The sequence below is a fragment of the Streptomyces pyxinicus genome (assembly GCF_024753135.1).
GTDB lineage: Bacteria > Actinomycetota > Actinomycetes > Streptomycetales > Streptomycetaceae > Streptomyces > Streptomyces pyxinicus.
The window spans coordinates 24,799-45,337 of the sequence record NZ_JANUGP010000027.1 but is presented as its reverse complement, the minus strand read 5'-3'; the positions used below and the strand labels follow the sequence as shown (position 1 = coordinate 45,337).

The 20,539-nt window shown below is 73.9% G+C and carries 16 protein-coding genes; 6 read left to right on the top strand and 10 right to left on the bottom strand.

Annotated elements, in window-relative coordinates:
* Positions 1-106: 106 nt before the first annotated feature.
* The 5 genes from NX794_RS28130 (at position 107) to NX794_RS28110 (ending at position 5,283) form a co-directional block, all read left to right on the top strand.
* A complete protein-coding gene (locus tag NX794_RS28130; RefSeq protein ID WP_258782015.1) occupies positions 107-1,321 on the top strand; it encodes a TOMM precursor leader peptide-binding protein in 1,215 nt (404 codons plus the stop codon).
* Positions 1,314-2,744, top strand: a complete 1,431-nt coding sequence (locus NX794_RS28125) for an ABC1 kinase family protein (protein WP_258782011.1) — start codon at positions 1,314-1,316, stop codon at positions 2,742-2,744. Before NX794_RS28130 ends, NX794_RS28125 begins: the two co-directional genes overlap by 8 nt.
* Before the next feature lie 102 nt (positions 2,745-2,846).
* The gene (locus NX794_RS28120) at positions 2,847-3,656 is read left to right on the top strand and encodes an alpha/beta fold hydrolase (RefSeq protein WP_258782009.1); all 810 of its coding nucleotides are present in this window, start codon (positions 2,847-2,849) and stop codon (positions 3,654-3,656) included.
* Entirely contained in the window at positions 3,656-4,927 is a 1,272-nt protein-coding gene (locus NX794_RS28115) for a PP2C family protein-serine/threonine phosphatase (RefSeq protein WP_258782105.1), read from the top strand. Before NX794_RS28120 ends, NX794_RS28115 begins: the two co-directional genes overlap by 1 nt.
* On the top strand, positions 4,924-5,283 hold the full coding sequence (locus NX794_RS28110) for an STAS domain-containing protein (protein ID WP_258782007.1): 360 nt from the start codon (positions 4,924-4,926) through the stop codon (positions 5,281-5,283). The genes NX794_RS28115 and NX794_RS28110 overlap by 4 nt, the downstream gene beginning before the upstream one ends.
* 175 nt (positions 5,284-5,458) lie before the next feature.
* On the opposite strand, the gene NX794_RS28105 is transcribed toward NX794_RS28110, so the two are convergent.
* The 4 genes from NX794_RS28105 to NX794_RS28090 all read right to left on the bottom strand — a co-directional run bounded on the left by NX794_RS28105 (position 5,459) and on the right by NX794_RS28090 (position 9,092).
* Entirely contained in the window at positions 5,459-5,782 is a 324-nt protein-coding gene (locus NX794_RS28105; protein ID WP_258782006.1) for a hypothetical protein, read from the bottom strand.
* Complete coding sequence (locus NX794_RS28100) at positions 5,779-6,147, bottom strand: WhiB family transcriptional regulator (protein WP_258782005.1); 369 nt, start codon at positions 6,145-6,147, stop codon at positions 5,779-5,781. Before NX794_RS28100 ends, NX794_RS28105 begins: the two co-directional genes overlap by 4 nt.
* Positions 6,148-6,318: 171 nt before the next feature.
* Positions 6,319-6,645, bottom strand: a complete 327-nt coding sequence (locus NX794_RS28095; RefSeq protein ID WP_258782004.1) for a hypothetical protein — start codon at positions 6,643-6,645, stop codon at positions 6,319-6,321.
* Positions 6,646-6,809: 164 nt separating this feature from the next.
* Positions 6,810-9,092: an ATP-dependent DNA helicase UvrD2 gene (locus tag NX794_RS28090; protein ID WP_428985975.1), complete on the bottom strand. Its 2,283-nt coding sequence runs from the start codon at positions 9,090-9,092 to the stop codon at positions 6,810-6,812.
* Between the two features lie 107 nt (positions 9,093-9,199).
* Between NX794_RS28090 and NX794_RS28085 the strand changes: the two genes are divergently transcribed.
* On the top strand, positions 9,200-9,442 hold the full coding sequence (locus NX794_RS28085; protein ID WP_258781999.1) for a mycoredoxin: 243 nt from the start codon (positions 9,200-9,202) through the stop codon (positions 9,440-9,442).
* A 46-nt stretch (positions 9,443-9,488) separates the two neighbouring features.
* Here NX794_RS28085 and NX794_RS28080 read toward each other — a convergent pair whose 3' ends face one another.
* The 6 genes from NX794_RS28080 to NX794_RS28055 form a co-directional block, all read right to left on the bottom strand.
* Positions 9,489-10,145 carry a class I SAM-dependent methyltransferase gene (locus NX794_RS28080; protein WP_258781997.1) on the bottom strand — a complete coding sequence of 219 codons (657 nt, stop codon included), beginning with the start codon at positions 10,143-10,145 and terminating at the stop codon, positions 9,489-9,491.
* A gap of 10 nt (positions 10,146-10,155) precedes the next feature.
* Positions 10,156-11,100, bottom strand: a complete 945-nt coding sequence (nudC, locus tag NX794_RS28075; RefSeq protein ID WP_258781996.1) for an NAD(+) diphosphatase — start codon at positions 11,098-11,100, stop codon at positions 10,156-10,158.
* A gap of 188 nt (positions 11,101-11,288) precedes the next feature.
* On the bottom strand, positions 11,289-12,692 hold the full coding sequence (locus NX794_RS28070) for a dipeptidase (RefSeq protein WP_258781995.1): 1,404 nt from the start codon (positions 12,690-12,692) through the stop codon (positions 11,289-11,291).
* A gap of 76 nt (positions 12,693-12,768) precedes the next feature.
* The gene (locus NX794_RS28065; RefSeq protein WP_258781994.1) at positions 12,769-16,242 is read right to left on the bottom strand and encodes an ATP-dependent helicase; all 3,474 of its coding nucleotides are present in this window, start codon (positions 16,240-16,242) and stop codon (positions 12,769-12,771) included.
* A gap of 176 nt (positions 16,243-16,418) precedes the next feature.
* Positions 16,419-19,850: an ATP-dependent helicase gene (locus NX794_RS28060; RefSeq protein WP_258781993.1), complete on the bottom strand. Its 3,432-nt coding sequence runs from the start codon at positions 19,848-19,850 to the stop codon at positions 16,419-16,421.
* Between the two features lie 299 nt (positions 19,851-20,149).
* Complete coding sequence (locus NX794_RS28055) at positions 20,150-20,518, bottom strand: MGMT family protein (protein WP_258781992.1); 369 nt, start codon at positions 20,516-20,518, stop codon at positions 20,150-20,152.
* Positions 20,519-20,539: the final 21 nt, after the last annotated feature.

Here is a 20,539-nt window from a genome sequence, read left to right as displayed (position 1 = left end):
ACCGGCGACGCGGGCCGGGCATGCTGGCTGGCGTCGGCGGAACACGACCGGTTCCGCGGCTTCCATGACGGCTGTTTCCACTGATCTTGATCTCGGGGGACGGGCAATGCATCCGATGATGAAACCGGCGCTGCGGCGCGGCTGGCGCGATCTGGAGACCGTGCAGTTCGGGATGACCCCGGCGCACGCGCTGACACTGGGCCCGATGGACTCGGCGACGGGCAGCTTCCTGGACCTGCTCAACGGCGCCCGGGGGCTGCCCCTGCTGCGCCAGGAGGGCCGCCGGCTGAATCTCCCGGAGGGCAGGGTCGACGCACTGGTGGAGCGGCTGTCGCGCGCGGGCCTCGTCGACGACGCGCGCGGCGGGGGCCCGGCGGCCGACGCCCTGCGGCAGAAGGAGAGCGTGCTGCGGCGGCTGCGCCCCGACCTCGCCTCGCTGACCCTGACGACGCCCGAGCCGGGCGGCGGGCTCGCCCGGCTCGCCGCCCGCCGGGCCCTGCGGGTGCGGGTCCGCGGTGCCGGACGGGTGGGCGCCGTGCTCGCCTCGGTGCTGTCGGGCGCCGGTGTCGGCGAGGTCGAGGTCCAGGACTCCGGCCGGGTGGAGCCCTGGGATGTCGCTCCGGGCGGGCTGCCCGCCGAGTCCGTCGGCGACCGCCGGGACACCGCGGCCCGGGCGGTGGTCCGGCGCGCCGCCCCGGAGCGCGCACCGCGTCGCCCTCACTCCCCCGGCTCCGGCGCCGAGGACCCCGGCCTCTCCCTGGTGATCCTCACCCCCAGGGACGAGGTGGCCGTGCACGCGCCCGACCCACGCGAGGCCGAGCCCCTCCTGGCCTCCGGCACTCCCCATCTGTACGCGGGGGTCGTGGAGGGCACCGGCGTGGTCGGCCCGCTGGTCCTGCCCGGCGAGTCGGGCTGCGCGGGCTGTCTGCACCAGGACCGCACGGACCGGGACCCGGCCTGGCCCCGGCTGGTCGCCCAGTGGCGCACCGGCCGCTCCCGCCGGACCGGGGCGTGTGATCTGACACTCGCCGTGACGGTCGCGGGGCTGGCCGCGGCACACGCCCTGACCTTCCTCGACGGTGGGTCGCCGTCCGCGGCCGGGGTCCGCTGGGAAGCGTCCCTACCCGGCCTGACCTGGCATTCCCGGCCGATCCGGCCGCATCCGGCCTGCGGCTGCGCGGCGGCGCGCAAAGCCAAGGGGGAGCACTCCTCAACCGACGGGCACCGGCGCGCGACAATGGCGGTGCAACGGCCGACGACCGAGCGGCGACGCGAGGCAGGCGCGGCGCGGCCGACTGGGACCTGGAGGGCGCATGTCTGATCTTCCCCGGAAGGCGGTCACCCGTACCGCCAAGCTCGCGGCGCTCCCGCTCGGCTTCGCCGGGCGGGCGACCTGGGGGCTGGGCAAGCGCATCGTGGGCGAGTCCGCGGAGATCGTCGGCCGCGAGCTGCAGCAGCGCACCGCGGACCAGCTCTTCAAGGTGCTCGGCGAGCTGAAGGGCGGCGCGATGAAGTTCGGGCAGGCCTTGTCCGTCTTCGAGTCCGCGCTGCCCGAGGAGGTCGCCGGCCCCTACCGCGCGGCCCTGACCAAGCTCCAGGAGGCGGCGCCGCCCATGCCGACCCGCACGGTGCACGCTGTGCTGGCGGAGCGGCTGGGCGCGGACTGGCGCGAGCTGTTCGAAGAGTTCGAGGACAAGCCGGCGGCAGCGGCCTCCATCGGCCAGGTGCACCGGGCGGTGTGGCACGACGGCCGCGAGGTGGCCGTCAAGGTGCAGTACCCGGGCGCCGGTGACGCCCTGCTGTCCGACCTGAGCCAACTGAGCCGGTTCGCACGGCTGTTGGGCCCGCTGATCCCCGGCATGGACATCAAGCCGCTGATCGCGGAGCTGAAGGACCGGGTCGCCGAGGAACTGGACTACTCACTGGAGGCGGAGTCGCAGGCCGCGCACGCCGAGGAGTTCGCGGCCGACCCGGACGTGGTGGTCCCGGCGGTGGTGCACCAGGGCGAGCAGGTCCTGGTGACCGAGTGGATCGACGGCATCCCGCTGTCGGAGGTCATCGCCGACGGCACCCCCGAGCAGCGCGACCGGGCCGGCCAGTTGCTCGCCCGCTTCCTGTTCTCGGGCCCGGCCCGCACCGGGCTGCTGCACGCCGACCCCCACCCGGGCAACTTCCGGCTGCTGCCCGGCGGCCCGGGCGGTGAGCAGGACTGGCGGCTGGGCGTCCTGGACTTCGGCACGGTCGACCGGCTCCCCGGCGGGCTGCCCCTGCCGATCGGCGTCTCCCTGCGCCTGACACTGGACGGCGACGCCGAGAAGGTCTACGAGCTGCTGTGTGAGGAGGGGTTCGTCAAGGACTCCATAGAGCTGGACCCGGAAGCGGTGATGGACTATCTGCTGCCCATCATCGAACCGGCCCGCGTCGAGGCGTTCACCTTCACCCGCGGCTGGATGCGCAGCCAGGCCGCCCGCGTCGCCGACCCCCGCTCCCCCGCCTACCAGCTCGGCAAACGCCTCAACCTCCCCCCGGCCTACCTGCTGATCCACCGGGTGACCCTCAGCACCATCGGCGTCCTGTGCCAACTGGGCGCGACGGTACGCCTGCGGGAGGAACTGGAGGAGTGGCTGCCGGGATTCGGGGACGGGGCCGGGCCGGCCGAGGAGGCAGGGGACGCGGAGGTACGGAACACGGAGACGCGAGGCGAGGAGGCCGAGAGCGAAGAGGCATCCGCTGCGGAGGCCTGACCGGAGGCGGACAGCGCGTTCCACCGGTTCGGGAGGCACCCGGACCGCCGTGAGAATGATCGCGTCGCGCCCGCCCCGGAGGGGTCTGCGAGGATGGCCGGCATGGATGTGCGGATCAGGAACCATGTGACGGTGACCGGGCGGGCCGGCGCGCCGGTGGTAATGCTGGCGCACGGTTTCGGGTGCGACCAGAACATGTGGCGTCTGGTGGTGCCGGCGCTGGAGCGGGACTTCACTGTTGTCCTCTTCGATCACGTGGGCTCGGGGAACTCGCAGCTGTCGGCCTGGAGCCGGGACCGGTACGGGTCGCTGGACGGATACGTCGAGGACGTGCTGGAGATGTGCCGGGAGCTGGCGCTGGGCCCGGTCACGTTCGTGGGGCACTCGGTGAGCGCGATGATGGGCGTGCTGGCAGCCGCTCGCGAGCCGGATGCGTTCGCCGGACTGGTGCTGCTCGCCCCCTCCCCCTGCTTCATCGACGACCCGGCCACGGGCTACCGGGGCGGGTTCAGCGGCGCCGACATCGATGAGCTGCTGGAGTCGCTGGACGCGAACTATCTGGGCTGGTCGGGCGCGATGGCCCCGGTGATCATGGGCAACCCGGAGCGGCCCGAGCTGGGTGAGGAGCTGACGAACAGCTTCTGCCGTACGGACCCGGAGATCGCCGGAGTCTTCGCCCGGGTGACGTTCCTGTCCGACAACCGCGCCGACCTCGCGGCGGTACGGGTGCCCACGCTGGTCGCCCAGTGCTCCAACGACGCGATCGCACCGCCGGAGGTGGGCGCGTTCGTCCACGCGCGGATTCCGGAAAGCCGGCTGGTCACGCTGAACGCGACGGGGCACTGCCCCCAGCTCGCCGCTCCGGAGGAGACGGCTGCGGCGATCGCCGCGTTCGCGGGAGCCCTCGGATGATGTGCGCGACCGGTGATCCGGCGGACAGCAAGGGTCCGGCCGGGGACCAGGGGCCGGCGGACGAGGACGCCCGGTTCTCCGAGCTGCTGGAGGACAGCGCCGAGGACCTCTACGAACGCGCCCCCTGCGGCTATCTCTCCACCCTCCTGGACGGCCGGATCGCCAAGGTCAACGCCACGCTGCTGGACTGGCTGGGCTACGAGCGCGGCGACCTGGTGGGCCGCAGGCACTTCTCCGATCTCCTGACCGTCGGCGGCCGGCTCTACCACGAGACGCACTTCGCCCCGCTGCTGCGCATGCAGGGCGAGATCAGCGGTATCGCCCTGGAACTGAAGGCGGCCGACGGCTCTCGTCTGCCCGTCATGGTCACCTCGACGGTCAAGACCGGCAGTGACGGACAGCCCCTGCTGATCCGCACCACCCTCTTCGACGCCCGCGACCGCCGCGCCTACGAGAGGGAACTCCTGCGCGCCCGCAAGGAAGCCGACCTCGAACGCGACCGCCTCAAGCTCCTGAACACCACCCTGCAGAAGACCCTGCTGCCGCCCGTGCCGGCGAACGTGCCCGGCCTGGACGTCGCCGCGCACTACCACATCGCCTCTGTCGACGAGGTCGGCGGCGACTTCTACGACCTGTTCCCCCTGGCCGCCGGCACCTGGGGCCTGTTCCTGGGCGACGTGTGCGGCAAGGGCGCCGCCGCGGCTGCCGTCACCTCCCTGGCCCGCTACACGCTGCGCGCAGCCGCCGTCTACAACCCGGACCCGGCCGCCGTCCTCAACAATCTCAACACGGTCCTCAACCACGAGTACAACGGCAACGACCCCCGCTTCTGCACCGTCGTCTTCGGCCTGCTCACCCCGGACCCTCAGCGAGGCGGCTTCCGGATCACCCTGGCCAGCGGCGGACACCCCCCGGCTCTGCTGATGCGCGCCGACGGCACCGCCGACTACCTGCCCACCCCCGGCGGACAGCTCATCGGCGTCCTGCCCGACGCCCATATCGCCACCACCACCGTCCATCTCGCCCCCGGCGACACTCTGCTCCTGCACACCGACGGCCTCACCGAAGCCCACACCACCTCCGCCGGCGGCGAAGACCGGTACGGCGACGACGCTCTCCTCGACTTCGGCCGCGGCCTCGCCCCCACCACCGCGTCGGGCACCATCGGCGCGGTCCGCGATCTGCTCGACAGCTTCGGCACCGGCGTGGACGACGACACCGCCGTCCTCGCCATCCACGTGCCCCGAACCACCTGTGAGGAGCGGCAGTGACCAAGCACCTGACCCTCCGCACCCGCACCACCGCAGCCGGCGCGGTCATGGAACTCGCCGGGGACCTGGACCATCACACCGCACCCGAAGTCCGCGACGCCCTCCCCGGACTCAGCCTGCGCCCGGGCGGGCAATTGGTCCTCGATCTCGCGGGCATCACGTTCTGCGACTCCAGCGGCATCACCGTCCTGATCGCCGCCCGCAACCACGCCATGGCCGCCGACGCGGCCATGGCGCTGGCCGCCGTACCCGAGCGCGTCGCCCGGATCTTCCGCATCGTCGGCCTGGACCAGGTCTTCCCCACCTACCCCACCGCGCAGGACGCCGAAGGCGCCTGGCACATCGCCTCAGGCTGACCTGCCCACGGTCACCGTCTCCGGAACGACGCGTCACCCGGCGGCGATCATCACGCGCCCGGCCGATCGCCCGGCGCAACGCACTGCGCGGGCCGGTCCGTTCGGCCGGACCGGCCCCCGCGGGGAAGACTTCGCCTCCCTGGGCAGGGAGGCCACCGCTTCCGGTGTGGGTGGATTACTGCATGACGGCCATGGCCAGCGCGCGGCGGGCGCGCAGCGAGGCGCGCTCGGCGCGGCGCTGCATCCGCTGGGCGACCGCCAGGCGCATGGCCTGACGCTCGCTCACGGCCTCACGGAGTCGGTCGTGCATATGCGCACGAGCCAGGGCTTCTTGCATGAGTTGCATTTCTCGGTTCCTGTTCTGACGCGACTCGGTCGCGCGGGTGGTGGTGACGTCTGTGGTCGCGGAGCCGGCGGGCTCGCTGGTGGACGGCTTCATCGGATCCTGCTTCTTGGGGTCGTGCGTGAGGGGGCGGTCGATCGTTCCTGCGGTGTTCATGCTGTGACCGGGTTCTTGCGCGGGCGGCCACGCGGCCGCTTCCGGGCGACGACGACGCCCTGGACGAACAGCTCGCCACCCCAGACGCCCCACGGCTCACGCCGCTCCTTGGCGCCGGCGAGGCAGGCCTCCATCAGCGGGCAGGTGCGGCAGAGGGACTTGGCGTACTCGACGTCCGCGGGCGACTCGGCGAAGAAGACCTCGGGGTCGTAGGAGCGGCAGGGGACGGGTACGCCGAGGTTCTCGATGGCGTCGTCGAGCGCGGTGAGCGCGGTGAGGGGGGTCAAGGTGGAGTCCTCCGTGAGGCCGGGCGGGGGGAGCGTTCGTGAAGGCGGTACGGACGGGGCGTGCGCTTCGAGATGCACGGGTGGTCTTCCTCGTCTGGTCGTTCCGGCCGGTTGGCCGGGTGGCGGTGGTACCGGGTTCTTTTCTTGTCCCGAGGCCCCTTCGCTCCGTCGTCCCCGTTCGGGGAAAACAGAAGGGCCGCGGATCCCGGGTGGGGTTCCGCGGCCCTGAAGGCGCCGGCCTGATCGCTGTCAGGCTGGATCGCTCCAGGGTTCTGGCCCACGGAAGGCCCACATCAGGTGGTGCTGGTGCTGCTTCGTCTGCTTCCGGAATCCGGCACCGGCCGCCGCCAGGGCATAGGCGTTCGCCTGTGCCGCTACCGCTTCCAGTGCCTTGGTCGGTCGCTCATTGCGCTCACGGACGGGAAGATCCGCGAGAGACAGGGAGGACGCCGGACGGACGGCACGAATGCCGGACAGACCGGTGCCCTGGAAAGAGGCGCCGAGCATGCACGTGGAGACGGTCGGGCGATCGGTCAGTTTGGCCGTGCTGGTGGTGCTGGTGTTGATGCTGATCACTGGACTCGCCTCCTCTCGGCGTCTTGGGGACTGGGACGAACCAGTCCGTGCGGGTGTGCAAGTACATCACGGAGCCGGGCCTTCGGAGAAGGCCGCCGCTTCCGTGCCTAGAACCTATGGGGATTGCCGGGGCATGCGCAAACTATTTTTTCGACGAGTTGCCGTCAGTCTCCATCGACGCCCCCATCAGGCTCCTGACCTGCACAGATGGCCAGAACATCGGGTCCGTAGCCGCGGAGCTTGCGGCTGAGGACGCCAGGGATGCGGGAGAGGTCGGCGGCGCTTTCGGGTCGCGCCTCCGCGATGGCCATCAGCGTGCGGTCGGTGAAGACGCAGAAGTCCGGCTGGCCGCTGCGGGCGGCCTGGGCGGCACGCCATTCGCGCAGCCTTTCGTAGAGCCCTTCGTCCATGTCCGAGGGACAGTCCTCGCAGCGCATCAGCTTCATGTCGCCCGCGTCGGTGAGGGTGCGGCCGCAGACCCGGCAGCGGGCCGGGGTGCGCTGGACGCGCCGGGGGGCGGCAGCGGTGCTCGCGCCGGTCCCCCGCTCGACGCCGCCGGCGGCTCCGGAGCCGGTGGCGCCGACGGTGGCGGTGGTGCCGGGGCGCAGGCCCGCGAGGAACCGGCTGGGCCTGCGGCTGGGCCGGCCGCCGGGTGAGCGGGAGAGGGCCCAGGAGACGTGCAGCCGCTCCCTCGCGCGGGTGACGCCGACGTACAGGAGGCGGCGTTCCTCCTCGATCTGCTCGTCGGTCCTGGCGTAGGTGATGGGGAGCATGCCCTCGGCGACGCCGGCCAGGAAGACGACGTCCCACTCCAGGCCCTTGGCGGCGTGCAGGGAGGCGAGGGTGACGCCCTGGACGGTGGGGGCGTGCTGGGCGCCGGCCCGCTCGTCGAGTTCGGTGACGAAGTCGCCGAGGCCGGCTCCGGGCCGGGCGGCGGTGAGGTCCTGGGCGAGGTTGACGAGGGCGGTCAGGGACTCCCAGCGCTCTCGGACGGCGCCGGATCCGGCCGGGGGCGCGGCGGTCCAGCCCTCGCCGGACAGTACGGCGCGGACCTGAGAGGGCAGGTCGTCGGCGTCGTCGAGCAGGGAGTCGTTGGCGCCGAAGCGGGCCGCGGCGCGGAGGGCGGCGCCCGCTCTGCGGATCTCGGGCCGGTCGAAGAAGCGTTCGGCGCCGCGCAGCTGGTAGGGGACGCCGGCGTCGGCGAGGGCCTGTTCGTAGGTCTCGGACTGGGCGTTGGTGCGGAACAGCACGGCGATCTCGGCGGCGGGGACGCCCGCGTCGATCAGTTCCCTGATGCGGCGGGCCGCGCCTTCGGCCTCGGCGGGTTCGTCGGTGTACTCGGTGTAGAGGGGGTCGGGGCCGGGGGCGCGCTGGGAGACGAGTTCCAGCCGGTGGTCGGCGGCTCGGCCGCGGGCCTGGGCGAGCAGGCCGTTGGCGAGGCGGACCACCTGGGGGGTGGAGCGGTAGTCGCGGACGAGTTTGACGACGGTGGCGCCGGGGTGCCGGGCGCGGAAGTCGAGGAGGTGGTCGGGCGTTGCTCCTGTGAACGAGTAGATGGTCTGGCTGGCGTCACCGACGACACACAGGCTCTCGCGGTCGCCGAGCCACAGGTCGAGCAGGCGCTGCTGGAGTGGGCTGACGTCCTGGTACTCGTCGACGACGAAGTGCTGGTACTGGGCGCGGACCTGTGCCGCGATGTCGGCGCGGTCCTGGAGGATGGCGACGGTGAGCAGCAGGACGTCCTCGAAGTCGATCACCGCGCGGTCGCGTTTGAGGTCTTCGTAGGCCGCGTAGAGGTGGGAGATCTCCCCCGGGTCGCGGGGGGCTTCCCGGCCGGCCTTCGCTGCCGCGTACGGGTAGTCGGCGGGGACGGTCTGGGTGACCTTGCACCATTCGATCTCGGCGGTGACGTCGCGCAGCTCGCCCCGGTCGAGTCTGGTGCCGCAGGTCGCGGCGGCTTCGGCGACGAGCTGCGCCTTGCGGTCGACGATCCGGGGCAGGCCGCCGCCGATGGCTTTCGGCCAGAAGTACTGGAGCTGGCGCAGGGCGGCGGAGTGGAAGGTGCGGGCCTGGACGCCCTGCGCGCCGAGCTGGCGGAGCCGGCCGCGCATCTCGCCGGCGGCGCGGTTGGTGAAGGTGACGGCGAGGACGGTGGAGGGCTGGAGGATGCCCGCGCGCACGCCGTAGGCGATGCGGTGGGTGATCGCCCTGGTCTTGCCGGTGCCCGCTCCGGCCAGCACGCACACCGGCCCGTGCAGGGCGGTGGCCACCTCGCGCTGCTCGGGGTCGAGCCCTTCGAGCACCGCGTCGGCCGAGTCCGGTACCCGCGGGAAGAGGGAGGAGTGCGTTGCTGCTGTCACCCCGCCATGCTGCCAGGTCGCCGGAGACGGCTGTGCCGGTTGTCCACAGGCGGGCTCTGATAGTCGTACCGGTGCGGCGAGTGTCACAGCCGCGGGCGGACCGACTCCCGCATACCCCCGACGGGAATGGCGGGCGGGTGGCCCGCGTTCTGGCACCGTAGGACTTTTCCGAGCTGCCTGAGGAGCGCGAAGACATGCAGGGCACCGTGACGATGTACAGCACGACCTGGTGCGGTTACTGCCGGCGGCTGAAGAGCCAGATGGACCGGGAGGGCATCGCCTACACCGAGGTCAACATCGAGCAGGACCCGGAGTCCGCCGCGCTCGTGGAGAAGGCGAACGGCGGGAACCAGACGGTGCCGACGCTGCTGTTCGGTGACGGCTCGACCCTGACGAACCCCTCTCTGGCTCAGGTGAAGCAGAAGCTCGCCGCGTGACCGGTGCGTCCGGTTCCGCGGAGGCGGCCTCTGGGACCTCGGTGTCTCAGGGGCCGCTTTCTCGTGGCTCGTCCCACCCGACGACTGGCTTGTCCCACACGACGCCTGGCTTGTCCCACACGACGACGTAGCGCCACAGCAGCCGTCGCCGGTAGTGGCAGCCGGGCAGCAGCCGGCGGGCCGCGGCGCGGACCTCGCCCCAGTGCAGGGGCGGGTGCGCCAGGGGCATGCCGTCAGGGTCGCGTTTGCCGCCCCGCAGACGCGCGAGCAGTCTGCTGGCGGGCAGTCCGCAGGCGCTGATGAGCCAGTCCAGCCGGGTGTGGTTGCGGGCCAGGCCGACGATGACGAGTCGGCCGCCGGGGGTGACGAGGCGGGTCAGTGCGGCGAGCGCGTCCTCGAAGGGGGCGTGGTGCACGACGGCGACCGCGCTGACGAAGTCGTAGCCGTCTTCGGTGAGCGCGGTGCCGTCGAGGTAGTCGCCGGTGACGTAGGTGACGTTCGCCGGCTGTCGGGCGCGGGCGCGGCGGATCATCTCCGGTGAGCGGTCGATGCCCGTGACCGCTTCCGCGCGGGTGGCGAGTTTGCGGGCGAGCAGGCCGTCGCCGCAGCCGGCGTCCAGGGCCGTGCGGCAGCCGTGGGGGACGGCTGCCAGCACGGCTCGGTGGTAGTGGACGTTGTGGTTCCAGTACGGGTCCCTGCCCACCCGGAGCGCCTCAGACGAAGCTGCGGGTGGGCAGGGGCTTGCCGTACCAGGTCTCGATGAGGCGGGCCGCGATGGAGATGCCGTAGGGGGGCAGGACCTCACCGGACTCGAAGGCGTCGTGGAGGTCCTCGCGGGAGAACCAGCGGGCCTCGTGGATCTCGTCGCCGTCGACCTCGATGTCGGTGGAGGTGGCGCGGGCGGTGAAGCCGAGCATGAGGCTGGACGGGAAGGGCCAGGGCTGGCTGGCGACGTACTCGACGGGGCCGACGGTGACACCGACCTCCTCGCAGACTTCGCGGCGCACCGCCTGCTCGATGGACTCGCCGGGCTCGACGAATCCTGCGAGCGTGGAGAAGCGGCCCTCGGGCCAGTGGACCTGGCGGCCGAGCAGGATGCGGTCGTCGGCGTCGGTCACGGCCATGATGACGGCCGGGTCGGTGCGCGGGTAGTGCTCGGCGCCGCAGGCCTGGCAGCGGCGGATGTGGCCGGCCGCGGCGATGACGGTGCGCTCGCCGCAGCGGGAGCAGAAGCGGTGGGTGCGCTGCCAGTTCTCCAGGCCGACGGCGTGCACCATGAGGCCGGCGTCGCGCGGGGAGAGCAGCAGGCCGGCCTCGCGCAGGCCCGCCGGGCGGGCGGACTGGTCGATGCGGCCGGGCAGGGAGTCCTTCTGGAGCGCGAAGTAGCTGACGCCGTCCTCGTCGATGCCCAGGAAGTAGCGGTGTGCCTCGGTGAGCGGGGCTTCGAAGGACGGGGTCATGACGAGTTCGGTACGGCCGTCGGGCGTCTCGTCGACGAGGACCTGACCGCCGGAGACGACGAAGCAGCGGGTGGTGGGGTGGCTCCACGCCGCCGCGAGCCAGGCCTCGTCCTGCCGGTGGTGGGCGGCGCGGTCGATGCCGCTCGGGGCGGTCAGCGAGATGGGTCGGTCTGCTGTGTCGTCGGTCCAGGTGGTCACGGGTGCTTCCAACTCCCCCAGTGCGGCGGTTCTCGTGTCGGCGGGCGGTTCGGCAGGGCGTGGCGGGTTCGGCGCGGCGCGGTCCTCAGGGCGTCCGGCGTCGGGCGGCGGCGTGGCGGGCCGGGCGGTTCGGGGCGGTTCTTCCAGTGTGCCCCGCGCGCGGTGTCCGTCCGTGCGGCGCCGGCCGGTCAGGGTGCGGGGCGCCAGGTGTCGGCCAGGTCTCCCCACAGGTAGGCGCTGGTCTCGACGCCTTTGAGGAGGAGGTCCAGTTCGACCTTCTCGTCGGGGGCGTGCCAGCCGTCGGAGGGGACGGAGATGCCCAGGAAGAGCACCGGGGCGCCGAGGACTTCCTGGAGGTCGGCGGCGGGCCCGGAACCGCCCTCACGGGTGAAGCGGACCGGTCCCTCGAAGGCACGGCCCATGGCGCGGACCACGGACCGCAGCGCGGGGTGGTCGAGCGGGGTGAGGCACGGGCGGGTGGCGGAGCCGAAGTCGATCTCGGCCCGGATCCCGGCGGGCACCTGCTCGGCGGCCCACGCGCGGACGGCCTTCTCGATGTGCGCGGGGTCCTGGCCGGCGACCAGCCGGAAGGACAGCTTGACCGTCGCGGAGGACGGGATGATCGTCTTGCTTCCGGGGCCCTGGTAGCCGCCGCCGATGCCGTTGACCTCGGCGGTCGGGCGGGCCCAGATCCGCTCCAGGGTGGTGTGCCCGGCCTCGCCGTGGGCGGCGCGGGACTTGGCGGTGCGCAGCCAGCGCTCCTCGTCGAAGGGGAGTTCGGCGAAGAGTTCGCGTTCCCGGTCGGTCAGTTCCACGATGCCGTCGTAGAAGCCGGGGACGGCCACGCGCGCGTGCTCGTCGTGCAGCGCGGCGACCAGGCGGGCGGCGGCGGTGGCCGGGTTGGGCACGGCGCCGCCGAAGGACCCGGAGTGGATGTCCTGGTCGGGGCCGTACAGCCGGATCTCGCACTCGGCGAGGCCGCGCATGCCGGTGCACACGGTCGGGGTGTCCTCGGACCACATGCCGGTGTCCGAGACGATGACGGCGTCCGCGGCGAGCCGCTCGGCGTGCTCCTCGACCAGGGCGCGGAAGTGCGGGGAGCCGGACTCCTCCTCGCCCTCGATCAGCAGCTTGAGGGTGACGGCGGGGGTGGTGCGGCCGGTGGCGGCGAGGTGGGCGCGGACGCCGAGTGTGTGGAAGAACACCTGGCCCTTGTCGTCGGCCGCCCCGCGCGCGTAGAGGCGGTTGCCGCGGACGACCGGCTCGAAGGGCTCGCTGTCCCAGCCGTCCTCGCGGGCGGCGGGCTGCACGTCGTGGTGGCCGTAGACGAGCACGGTGGGGGCGTCGGGGTCGGCCGAGGGCCACTCGGCGAAGACGGCCGGGGCGCCCTCGGTCGGCCACACCTCCACCGTCGGGAAGCCGGTCTCGCGGAGCTTGGCGGCGAGCCAGTCGGCGCTGCGCCGTACATCGGAGGCGTGCTCGGGCTGCGCCGACACGGAGGGGATGCGCAGCCAGGCGGCGAGGTCGTCGAGGAAGGCGGCGCGGTGCCGGTCGATGTACGTGCGGACGGCGCTGTCCGGGGTGGGGCTCATGCTCACGAGCCTATCGGCCCGCACGGACATCCCCGGCGGGCGGTTCGTCACACCGGGGCTGTCTGGTACGCCACGGTCAGCGTGCTTCCCGCGCGGTCTCCGGTTCGCCGGTGAGCAGCCGCTCCAGCGCCTCGCGGCCGGGCAGGCCCTCCGGGCGTACGACGTCGCCGGTGCGCACGTACAGGAAGGTGGCCGTGACGGACTCGGGCGGTACGCCCTGCTGCTCGGCCCAGGCCAGCCGGTACACCGCGAGCTGGAGGGGGTCGGCGGCGCGGGTGCGGCCGGTCTTCCAGTCGACGATCTCGTACGTCGCCTCGTCGCCCTCACCGGTGCGGTAGACGGCGTCGATGCGGCCCCGTACGACGCGGCCGGCGAGGGTGAACTGGAAGGGTGCCTCGACCCGGTAGGGGGTGCGGCGGGCGTACGGGGTGCGTTCGAATGCCTCCTTGAGGGCTTCCAGGTCGCGTTCGTCGGCGATCTCGGCATCGGTGCCGGGCAGCTCGTCCGGTTCGAGCAGGGGCAGGGTCAGTTCCTCGAAGCGGGCCTCGACCCAGGCGTGGAAGCGGGTGCCCCGGCGCGCGGCGGGTTGTGGGGGGCGCGGCATGGGGCGCGCGAGTTCCTGCGCGAGCCCGTCGGGGTCCTCCGCGAGCCGCAGCAGCTGCGTCGCGGTCAGCGTGGCGGGCAGCGGGACGTCCGTCACCGCCTGCCGGGCGCGCAGCAGCTCACCGGCGAGGGCGTCGAGGTCGCGGTCCCAGGAGGCGATGGTGCGCGCCTCTTCGGGGGTGAGGGCGGTGTCGGTGGGGGGCGCGGGGGCCTGGTGGGGGACGGTGGGATGGCGGGTGGGGGCGTTCTCCGCGGGGGCGCCTTCGTACGGCGACTCATATGACCGCTCGTACGGCGGCTCGTACGGCGGCTCGTCGGCAAAGGGGTCCTCCCCCTCGTAGGGGACGTCCTCGTCGCAGGGGACGTCCTCTTCGTACGGCTCGTCGTCCGGCGGAGTCGGCCAGTCCGGGTCGTCGGTGAGCGGTGGGGTGTCGTCGCCGGGGACCGTGAGGGCGTCCAGGTGGGCGAGGACGGTCTCGGCGGCCCTGCGGCGGCGGGCCAGGGCGTCGGCGTCCAGCGGGAGCGGCCACACCTGGTCGGCGCCGGCCGCACGCAGGGCCGGGTTCTGCTCCTCCTCGGCGGGCGGGTCGGCCCAGGCCTCGATCTCGCCGTACCCGGCGGCGCAGTGGCCGTACAGGGCCTGGAGGAAGTCGGAGGGGCCGCGCGGTTTCTTCTGGGTGGGGCCCCACCAGTGGCCGGAGCCGAGCAGCAGGGAGCGGGGGCGGGTGAAGGTGACGTAGCCGAGGCGGAGTTCCTCTGTGTGCTGGTGGTCCTTCATGGCCTCGTGGAAGGCCTTCATGCCGCGCGCGTCCCACGAGCCGATGTCGGGCAGGGTGTCGGCGTCGCCGCGCAGGGCGTGCGGCAGCACCTTGGCCTGCGCGGTCCACTTCTCGCGGCCCTGGGCGCTCGGGAAGGTGCCGGTGACGAGTCCGGGGACCGCCACGACGTCCCACTCCAGGCCCTTGGACTTGTGCGCGGTGAGCACCTTGACGGTGTTCTCGCCGCCCGGCAGGGCGTTGTCGAGGCCCTTCTCGTACTGGGCGGCGGTGCGCAGGAAGGCGAGGAAGGCGAGCAGGGTGGCCTCGCCGTCGCTCGCGGCGAAGGAGGCGGCGACGTCGAGGAAGTTGGACAGGGTCTCGCGGCGGCGGGCGGCCAGCGCGTGCGGGGACGCCGACAGCTCCACCTCAAGGCCGGTGACCGCGAGGACGCGGTGCAGGACGTCCATGAGCGGGTCGGACAGGGATCGGCGCAGATCGCGCAGTTCGGCGGCGAGCCGGGCGAAGCGCACGCGCGCGTCGGACGAGAACGGCAGCCCGTCGTCGTGCGTGCCGTCCTCCGCGGGCGACTCCAGGAACGTGTCCAGGGCGTCCGCGAGCGATATCACCTCGGACGGGTCGACCCCCTCGACGGCCGCGGCGAGCCGACGGTCCGGGTCGTCGGTGTCGTCCCCGCGCGCGTGGGCGACCAGCAGCCGGGCGCGGCGGCCGAGGAGGGCGAGGTCGCGGGGGCCGATGCGCCAGCGCGGCCCGGTCAGCAGCCGTACCAGGGAGGCGTTGGCGCCGGGGTCCTGGAGGACCTCGCAGACGGCGACGAGGTCGGCGATCTCGGGCAGGTGCAGCAGCCCGGACAGGCCGACGACCTCGACCGGGACGTCACGGGCGACGAGGGCGCCCTGGATCTCGGCGAAGTCGGTCGCGGTGCGGCACAGCACGGCGATCTCGCCGGGGGGCGTGCCGGTGCGCACCAGGTGGGCCAGGGAGTCGGCGATCCAGTCGATCTCCTCGGCGTGGGTGGGCAGCAGGGCGCAGCGGACCGTGCCGTCGTACTCGGCGCCGGGGGCCGGGCGCAGCGCCTCCACGCCCGCGTGCAGGGCGCGCAGCGGCTCGGCGAGGCCGTTGGCGAGGTCGAGGAGGCGGCCGCCGCTGCGCCGGTTCTCGCTGAGCGCCTGCCGGGTGGCGGGGCGGCCGTCGGCGCGGGCGAAATGCTCGGGGAAGTCGTCCAGGTTGGCCACGGAGGCGCCGCGCCAGCCGTAGATGGCCTGGCAGGGGTCGCCCACGGCGGTCACCGGGTGGCCGGTGCCGGCGCCGAAGAGGCCCGCGAGCAGGACCCGCTGGGCCACGGAGGTGTCCTGGTACTCGTCCAGGAGGACCACGCGGAACTCCTCCCGCAGCAGCCGGCCCACCTCGGGGAGGCCGGCCAGGCGGGCGGACAGGGCGATCTGGTCACCGAAGTCGAGCAGGTCCCGCTCGCGTTTGGCGGCCCGGTAACGCCCGACGAGTTCGGCGAGTTCCCGGCGGGCCGCGGCCGTCTCGGGGACCCGGCGCAGGTCGGCGTTGCTGAGCTTGGTGCCCTCCAGGGTGTCCAGCAGTCCGGCGTCCCAGGCGCGCAGCTCCTCCGGTGCGACCAGGTGCTCGGCGAGTTCGGAGTCGAGGGTGAGCAGGTCGCTGACCAGGTCGGCGAAGGAGCGGGTCAGCGCCGGGTAGGGGCCGGGTGCCTCGCGCAGCACCCGCGCGGCGAGCTGGTAGCGGGAGGCGTCGGCGAGGAGGCGGGCGCTGGGCTCCAGGCCGAGGCGCAGGCCGTGGTCGGTGAGGAGACGGCCGGCGAAGGAGTGGTACGTCGAGATGACCGGCTCGCCCGGCGGGTTCTCGGGGTCGATGGCGTCGGGATCGGTGACGCCGGCCCTGACCAGGGCCTTGCGGACGCGCTCGGCCAGCTCGCCGGCGGCCTTGTTGGTGAAGGTCAGGCCGAGGACCTGCTCGGGGGCGACCTGCCCGGTGCCGACCAGCCAGACCACGCGGGCGGCCATCACGGTGGTCTTGCCCGACCCGGCGCCGGCCACGATCACCTGCGGGGCGGGCGGCGCGGTGATGCAGGCCGTCTGCTCCGGGGTGAACGGGATCCCCAGCAGCTCCTTGAGCTGCTCGGGGTCGGTGATACGGGCGGACATGAGGAAAGAGGCTAGCGGCGGCCACTGACAGTCGCGGCCACGCCGGCCGCCCGGGGAGGCGGAAGCGCAGGTCGGAGCGGGCCGTGCGTGCGGTACGTCACCCGGGCCGGCCGCGTCCCCCTCGCCGCCGACCGGGCCGGCCGCGCCTCACCGCGCGTGCTTCGGCCCGCCGTGTCTCACTCGACCACGTGCCGGCCCTCCGGCCGGGCGCTGCACGAGGCGCGGAACGCGCAGTGCGCGCAGTGCTGGCCGGCGCTCGGTGTGAACCGCTCGTCGAGGACCTTGCCGGCGGCGTTGGCCAGCAGTTCGCCGACCCACTCCCCCGCCGGCGGCTCCTGGGTCTGCACCTTGGGCAGGCTCTCGCCGCCGTCGCGCCGGGCGGCGCCCTGCCGGAGGTGGACGAGTTCGGCGCCGCCCGGTTCGGGCCGCTCGCCGTCGAAGGCGTCGTCGACGGCGCCCTCGCCGACGGCGAGCTGGTAGACGGCGAGCTGGGGGTGGCGGGCGACCTCGGCGGCGGTCGGCGCCTGTTTGCCGGTCTTGAAGTCGACCACGTAGGCGCGGCCGTCACCGTCGCTCTCCACGCGGTCCATCTGGCCGCGAATCCGGATCTCGTAGTCGCCCGCCGCGAGCGTGACGTCGAAGTCCCGCTCGCTGGCCACGGTGGTGCGGCCGGTGCGGTCCAGCACATGCCAGTTCAGGAAGCGTTCGAGCGCCACGCGCGCGTTGTCCTTCTCCTGCCGGGACTTCCAGGGGGCGTCGAAGGCGAGCGCGTTCCACACCGAGTCCAGGCGCTCCATCAGGGCGTCGAGGTCGGCCGGGGTACGGCCGGAGGCGACCTCGTCGGCGAGGACGTGGACGACGTTGCCGAAGCCCTGCGCGGTGGTGGCGGGCGCGTCGGCCTTCACCTCGCGGCCGAGGAACCACTGGAGGGCGCAGGTGTTGGCGAGCTGGTCCAGGGCGCTGCCGGAGAGCACCACCGGCTGGTCGCGGTGGCGCAGCGGCACCTTGCTCTCGGTCGGCTCGAACATGCCCCACCAGCGGTAGGGGTGCGCGGCCGGCACCAGCGGGCGGCCGTCGTCGTCGGTGAGCGCGGCGAGCCGGGCCAGCCGGCGGGCGGCGGCCTCGCGCAGCGCGGCGGACCCGCGCGGGTCGACGGTGGTGGCGCGCAGCTCGGCGACGAGCGCGGCGACCGACAGCGGGCGGCGGGGGCGCCCGGTGACGTCCTTGGGTTCGACGCCCAGTTCGGTCAGGAAGCGGGAGGGCTGGTCGCCGTCGTCGGCCGGTGCCTGTACGGCGGTGACGACCAGGCGCTCGCGCGCGCGGGTGGCGGCCACGTAGAACAGGCGCCGCTCCTCGGCGAGCAGCGCGCCCGGGGTGAGCGGTTCGGCGAGACCGTCGCGGCCGATGCGGTCGGCCTCCAGCAGGGAGCCGCGGCGGCGCAGGTCGGGCCACAGCCCCTCCTGGACGCCGGCGACGACCACCAGCCGCCACTCCAGGCCCTTGGAGCGGTGCGCGGTCATCAGGCGTACGGCGTCGGGGCGTACCGCGCGGCGGGCGAGGGTGTCCGCGGCGATGTCCTCGGCCTCGGTCTCCGCCAGGAAGTTCAGGGCGCCGCGTCCGCCGGTGCGTTCCTCCGCGCGGGCGGCGGTGGCGAACAGGGCGCACACGGCGTCCAGGTCCCGGTCGGCGTTGCGGCCGGCCGCGCCGCCGCGCCGGGCGGCCCGCTCCAGGCGGCTCGGCCAGGGGGTGCCCGCCCACAGCTCCCACAGCGCCTCCTCGGCGGTGCCGCCGGCCGCGAGGCGCTCCCGGGCCTTGCGGAGCAGGGCGCCCAGGCGCTGTGCGCCCCGCGCGTACGCCGGGTCGTGCACGGCCAGCCGCTCGGGTTCGGCGAGCGCCCGCGCCAGCAGGGTGTCGGAGGGCGGCGGCAGCGGATTGCCGGCCGCCCGCTCCTCCTCGCGCAGCGCGCGGCCGAGACGGCGCAGGTCGGCGGTGTCCATGCCGGCCAGGGGGGAGGCGAGCAGGGTGAGGGCGGTCTCGGTGTCGAGCCAAGGGGTGCCGGGGGCGGTGCCGGTCTCGGTGTCGAGCCTGGGGGTGCCGGGGGCGGTCACGGCGGGCGCGTGGGCGGTGTCCCCGGTCTCGGAGCTTCGCGTGACCTCCGCGCCTTCGGCGTCCACGGCACCGGCCCCCTCCGCCGTCCCCGCGTCACGGCTCCGGGCCTCCGCCGTGGCGATCGCGCGCAGGGCCGTCAGCAGGGGGGCCACCGCCGGCTCGTGGCGCAGGGGCAGGTCGTCGCCGTCGATGTCCAGGGGGACGCCGGCCGAGGTGAGGGCGCGGCGCAGGGTGGGCAGGGCGTGCGCGCCGGCGCGCACGAGGACGGCCATGTCGCTCCAGGGGATCTTGTCCTCCAGGTGCGCGCGGCGCAGGATGTCCGCGATGTTGTCCACTTCCGTGCCGGGCGTCGGGTAGGTGTAGACCTCGACGCGGCCGCCGTCCCGCACCGCGTCGGGCTCGCGGTGGGCGCGGACCTTGTCGGCGGGCAGCCTGGTCAGGGGCATGCGCCGGGTGACGAGACGGGTCGCGGCCAGCAGGTCGGCGCCGGAGCGGCGGGCGGTGCGCAGCACCTCGACGGGCGCGGGCCGGCCGTCCGCGCGCGGGAAGGCCTCGGGGAAGCGCAGGATGCCGTTGACGTCGGCGCCCCGGAAGGCGTAGATCGACTGGTCGGGGTCGCCGAGGGCCACCAGGGTCCGGCCGCCGCCGGCCAGCGCCCGCAGCAGCCGTACCTGCGCGGGATCGGTGTCCTGGTACTCGTCGACGTACACGGCGTCGTACCGCGCGGACAGGCGCGCGGCGACCTCGGGGCGGTGGGCGAGCAGGACCGCGCGGTGCACCAGCTCGGCGTAGTCGATCACGCCCTGGAGGTCGAGCACGTCGAGGTACTCGGCGAGGAAGGCGGCGGCGGCCCGCCAGTCGGGGCGGCCCGTGCGGCGTGCGAAGGCGTCCAGGGCATCCGGGCCGAGGCCCAGTTCGCGGCTGCGGGCGAGGACCGCGCGGACCTCGTCGGCGAAGCCGCGGGTGGTGAGGCAGGCGCGCAGTTCGTCGGGCCAGCGCACGTGGTGCAGGCCGAGCCGCTCCAGGTCGGGCTGGCCGGCGAGCAGCTCGCGGACGGTGACGTCCTGCTCGGGCCCGGAGAGCAGCCGCAGCGGCTCGGCGAACAGGCCGCTGTCCTGGTGGGCGCGGACCAGGGCGTAGGAGTACGAGTGGAAGGTGGTCGCCCGGGGGGCGCGGGCGGCGCCCATGCGCCGGGCCATGCGGTCGCGCAGGTCGACGGCGGCCTTGCGGCTGAAGGTCAGGACCAGGACGCGTTCGGGGTCGCCGCCGCGGGCGATCCGCGCGGCGACGGACTCGACCAGGGTGGTGGTCTTGCCGGTGCCGGGGCCGGCGAGGACGAGCAGCGGACCGGAGCGGTGGTCAACCACGGCGCGCTGCGCGGCGTCCAGACGGGTGGGAGCCACGGTGGCCGGCGGGGTGCGGACCAGCCGGTAGGCGCCACGGCTCCCCTGCCGCGCCTGGGAATGCGGCAGTCGCCTGGTGGTGGAGGAGGAGCTCACGTGGTCGGCCGGTCCTGGTGGTCGTACGGATGGGCGGGCGGTCGCGGGTGCGGGACGCCGGCCGCGGGGCGCGGGAGACGCGCGCGGTCGACGCTACGCCGCCACGCCGACCGGAAGGACAGCTTCCGTTTCCTCCCTCGCGGCTCTCGCGGCTCCCTGGGTCCTCGCGTCACACGAGTCCCCCACCTCACGAACGTACGTCATGCCGCGGATGTCCCCCCTGTCACCCGAACGGACTATGGGCCCGCCCGGCCGGCAGGCGATGACGGAAGCTGGCAGGTGTGACCCTCCGTCCCCTGTCAGCTGTCGCCGTCCCACCGGGCGCGCCGCATGTCGAGCCGCGGCAGATGCCCCTCGGCGCTGCTGCCCGCCTCCCGCAGCGGGGTGCCCTCGGCGCGGTAGTGGCCGAGGGCGCGCAGCTCGTGCCCGGGCAGCAGCGCGCCGTCGGCACGCACCACGCGCCACCACGGGACGGCGCCGCCGTAGAGGGCCATCACCCGGCCCACCTGGCGCGGGCCGCCCTCGGCGAGCCACTCGGCGACGTCGCCGTACGTCATGACACGCCCCGGCGGAATCCGCTCGGCGACCTCCAGGACCCGCTCGGCGTACTCCGGAAGCGCGTCGGGGTGGTCCCCACCGGGGATCCCGGCCGGCTTCTGCTCACTCATTCGCCCCATCCTGCCGCACCC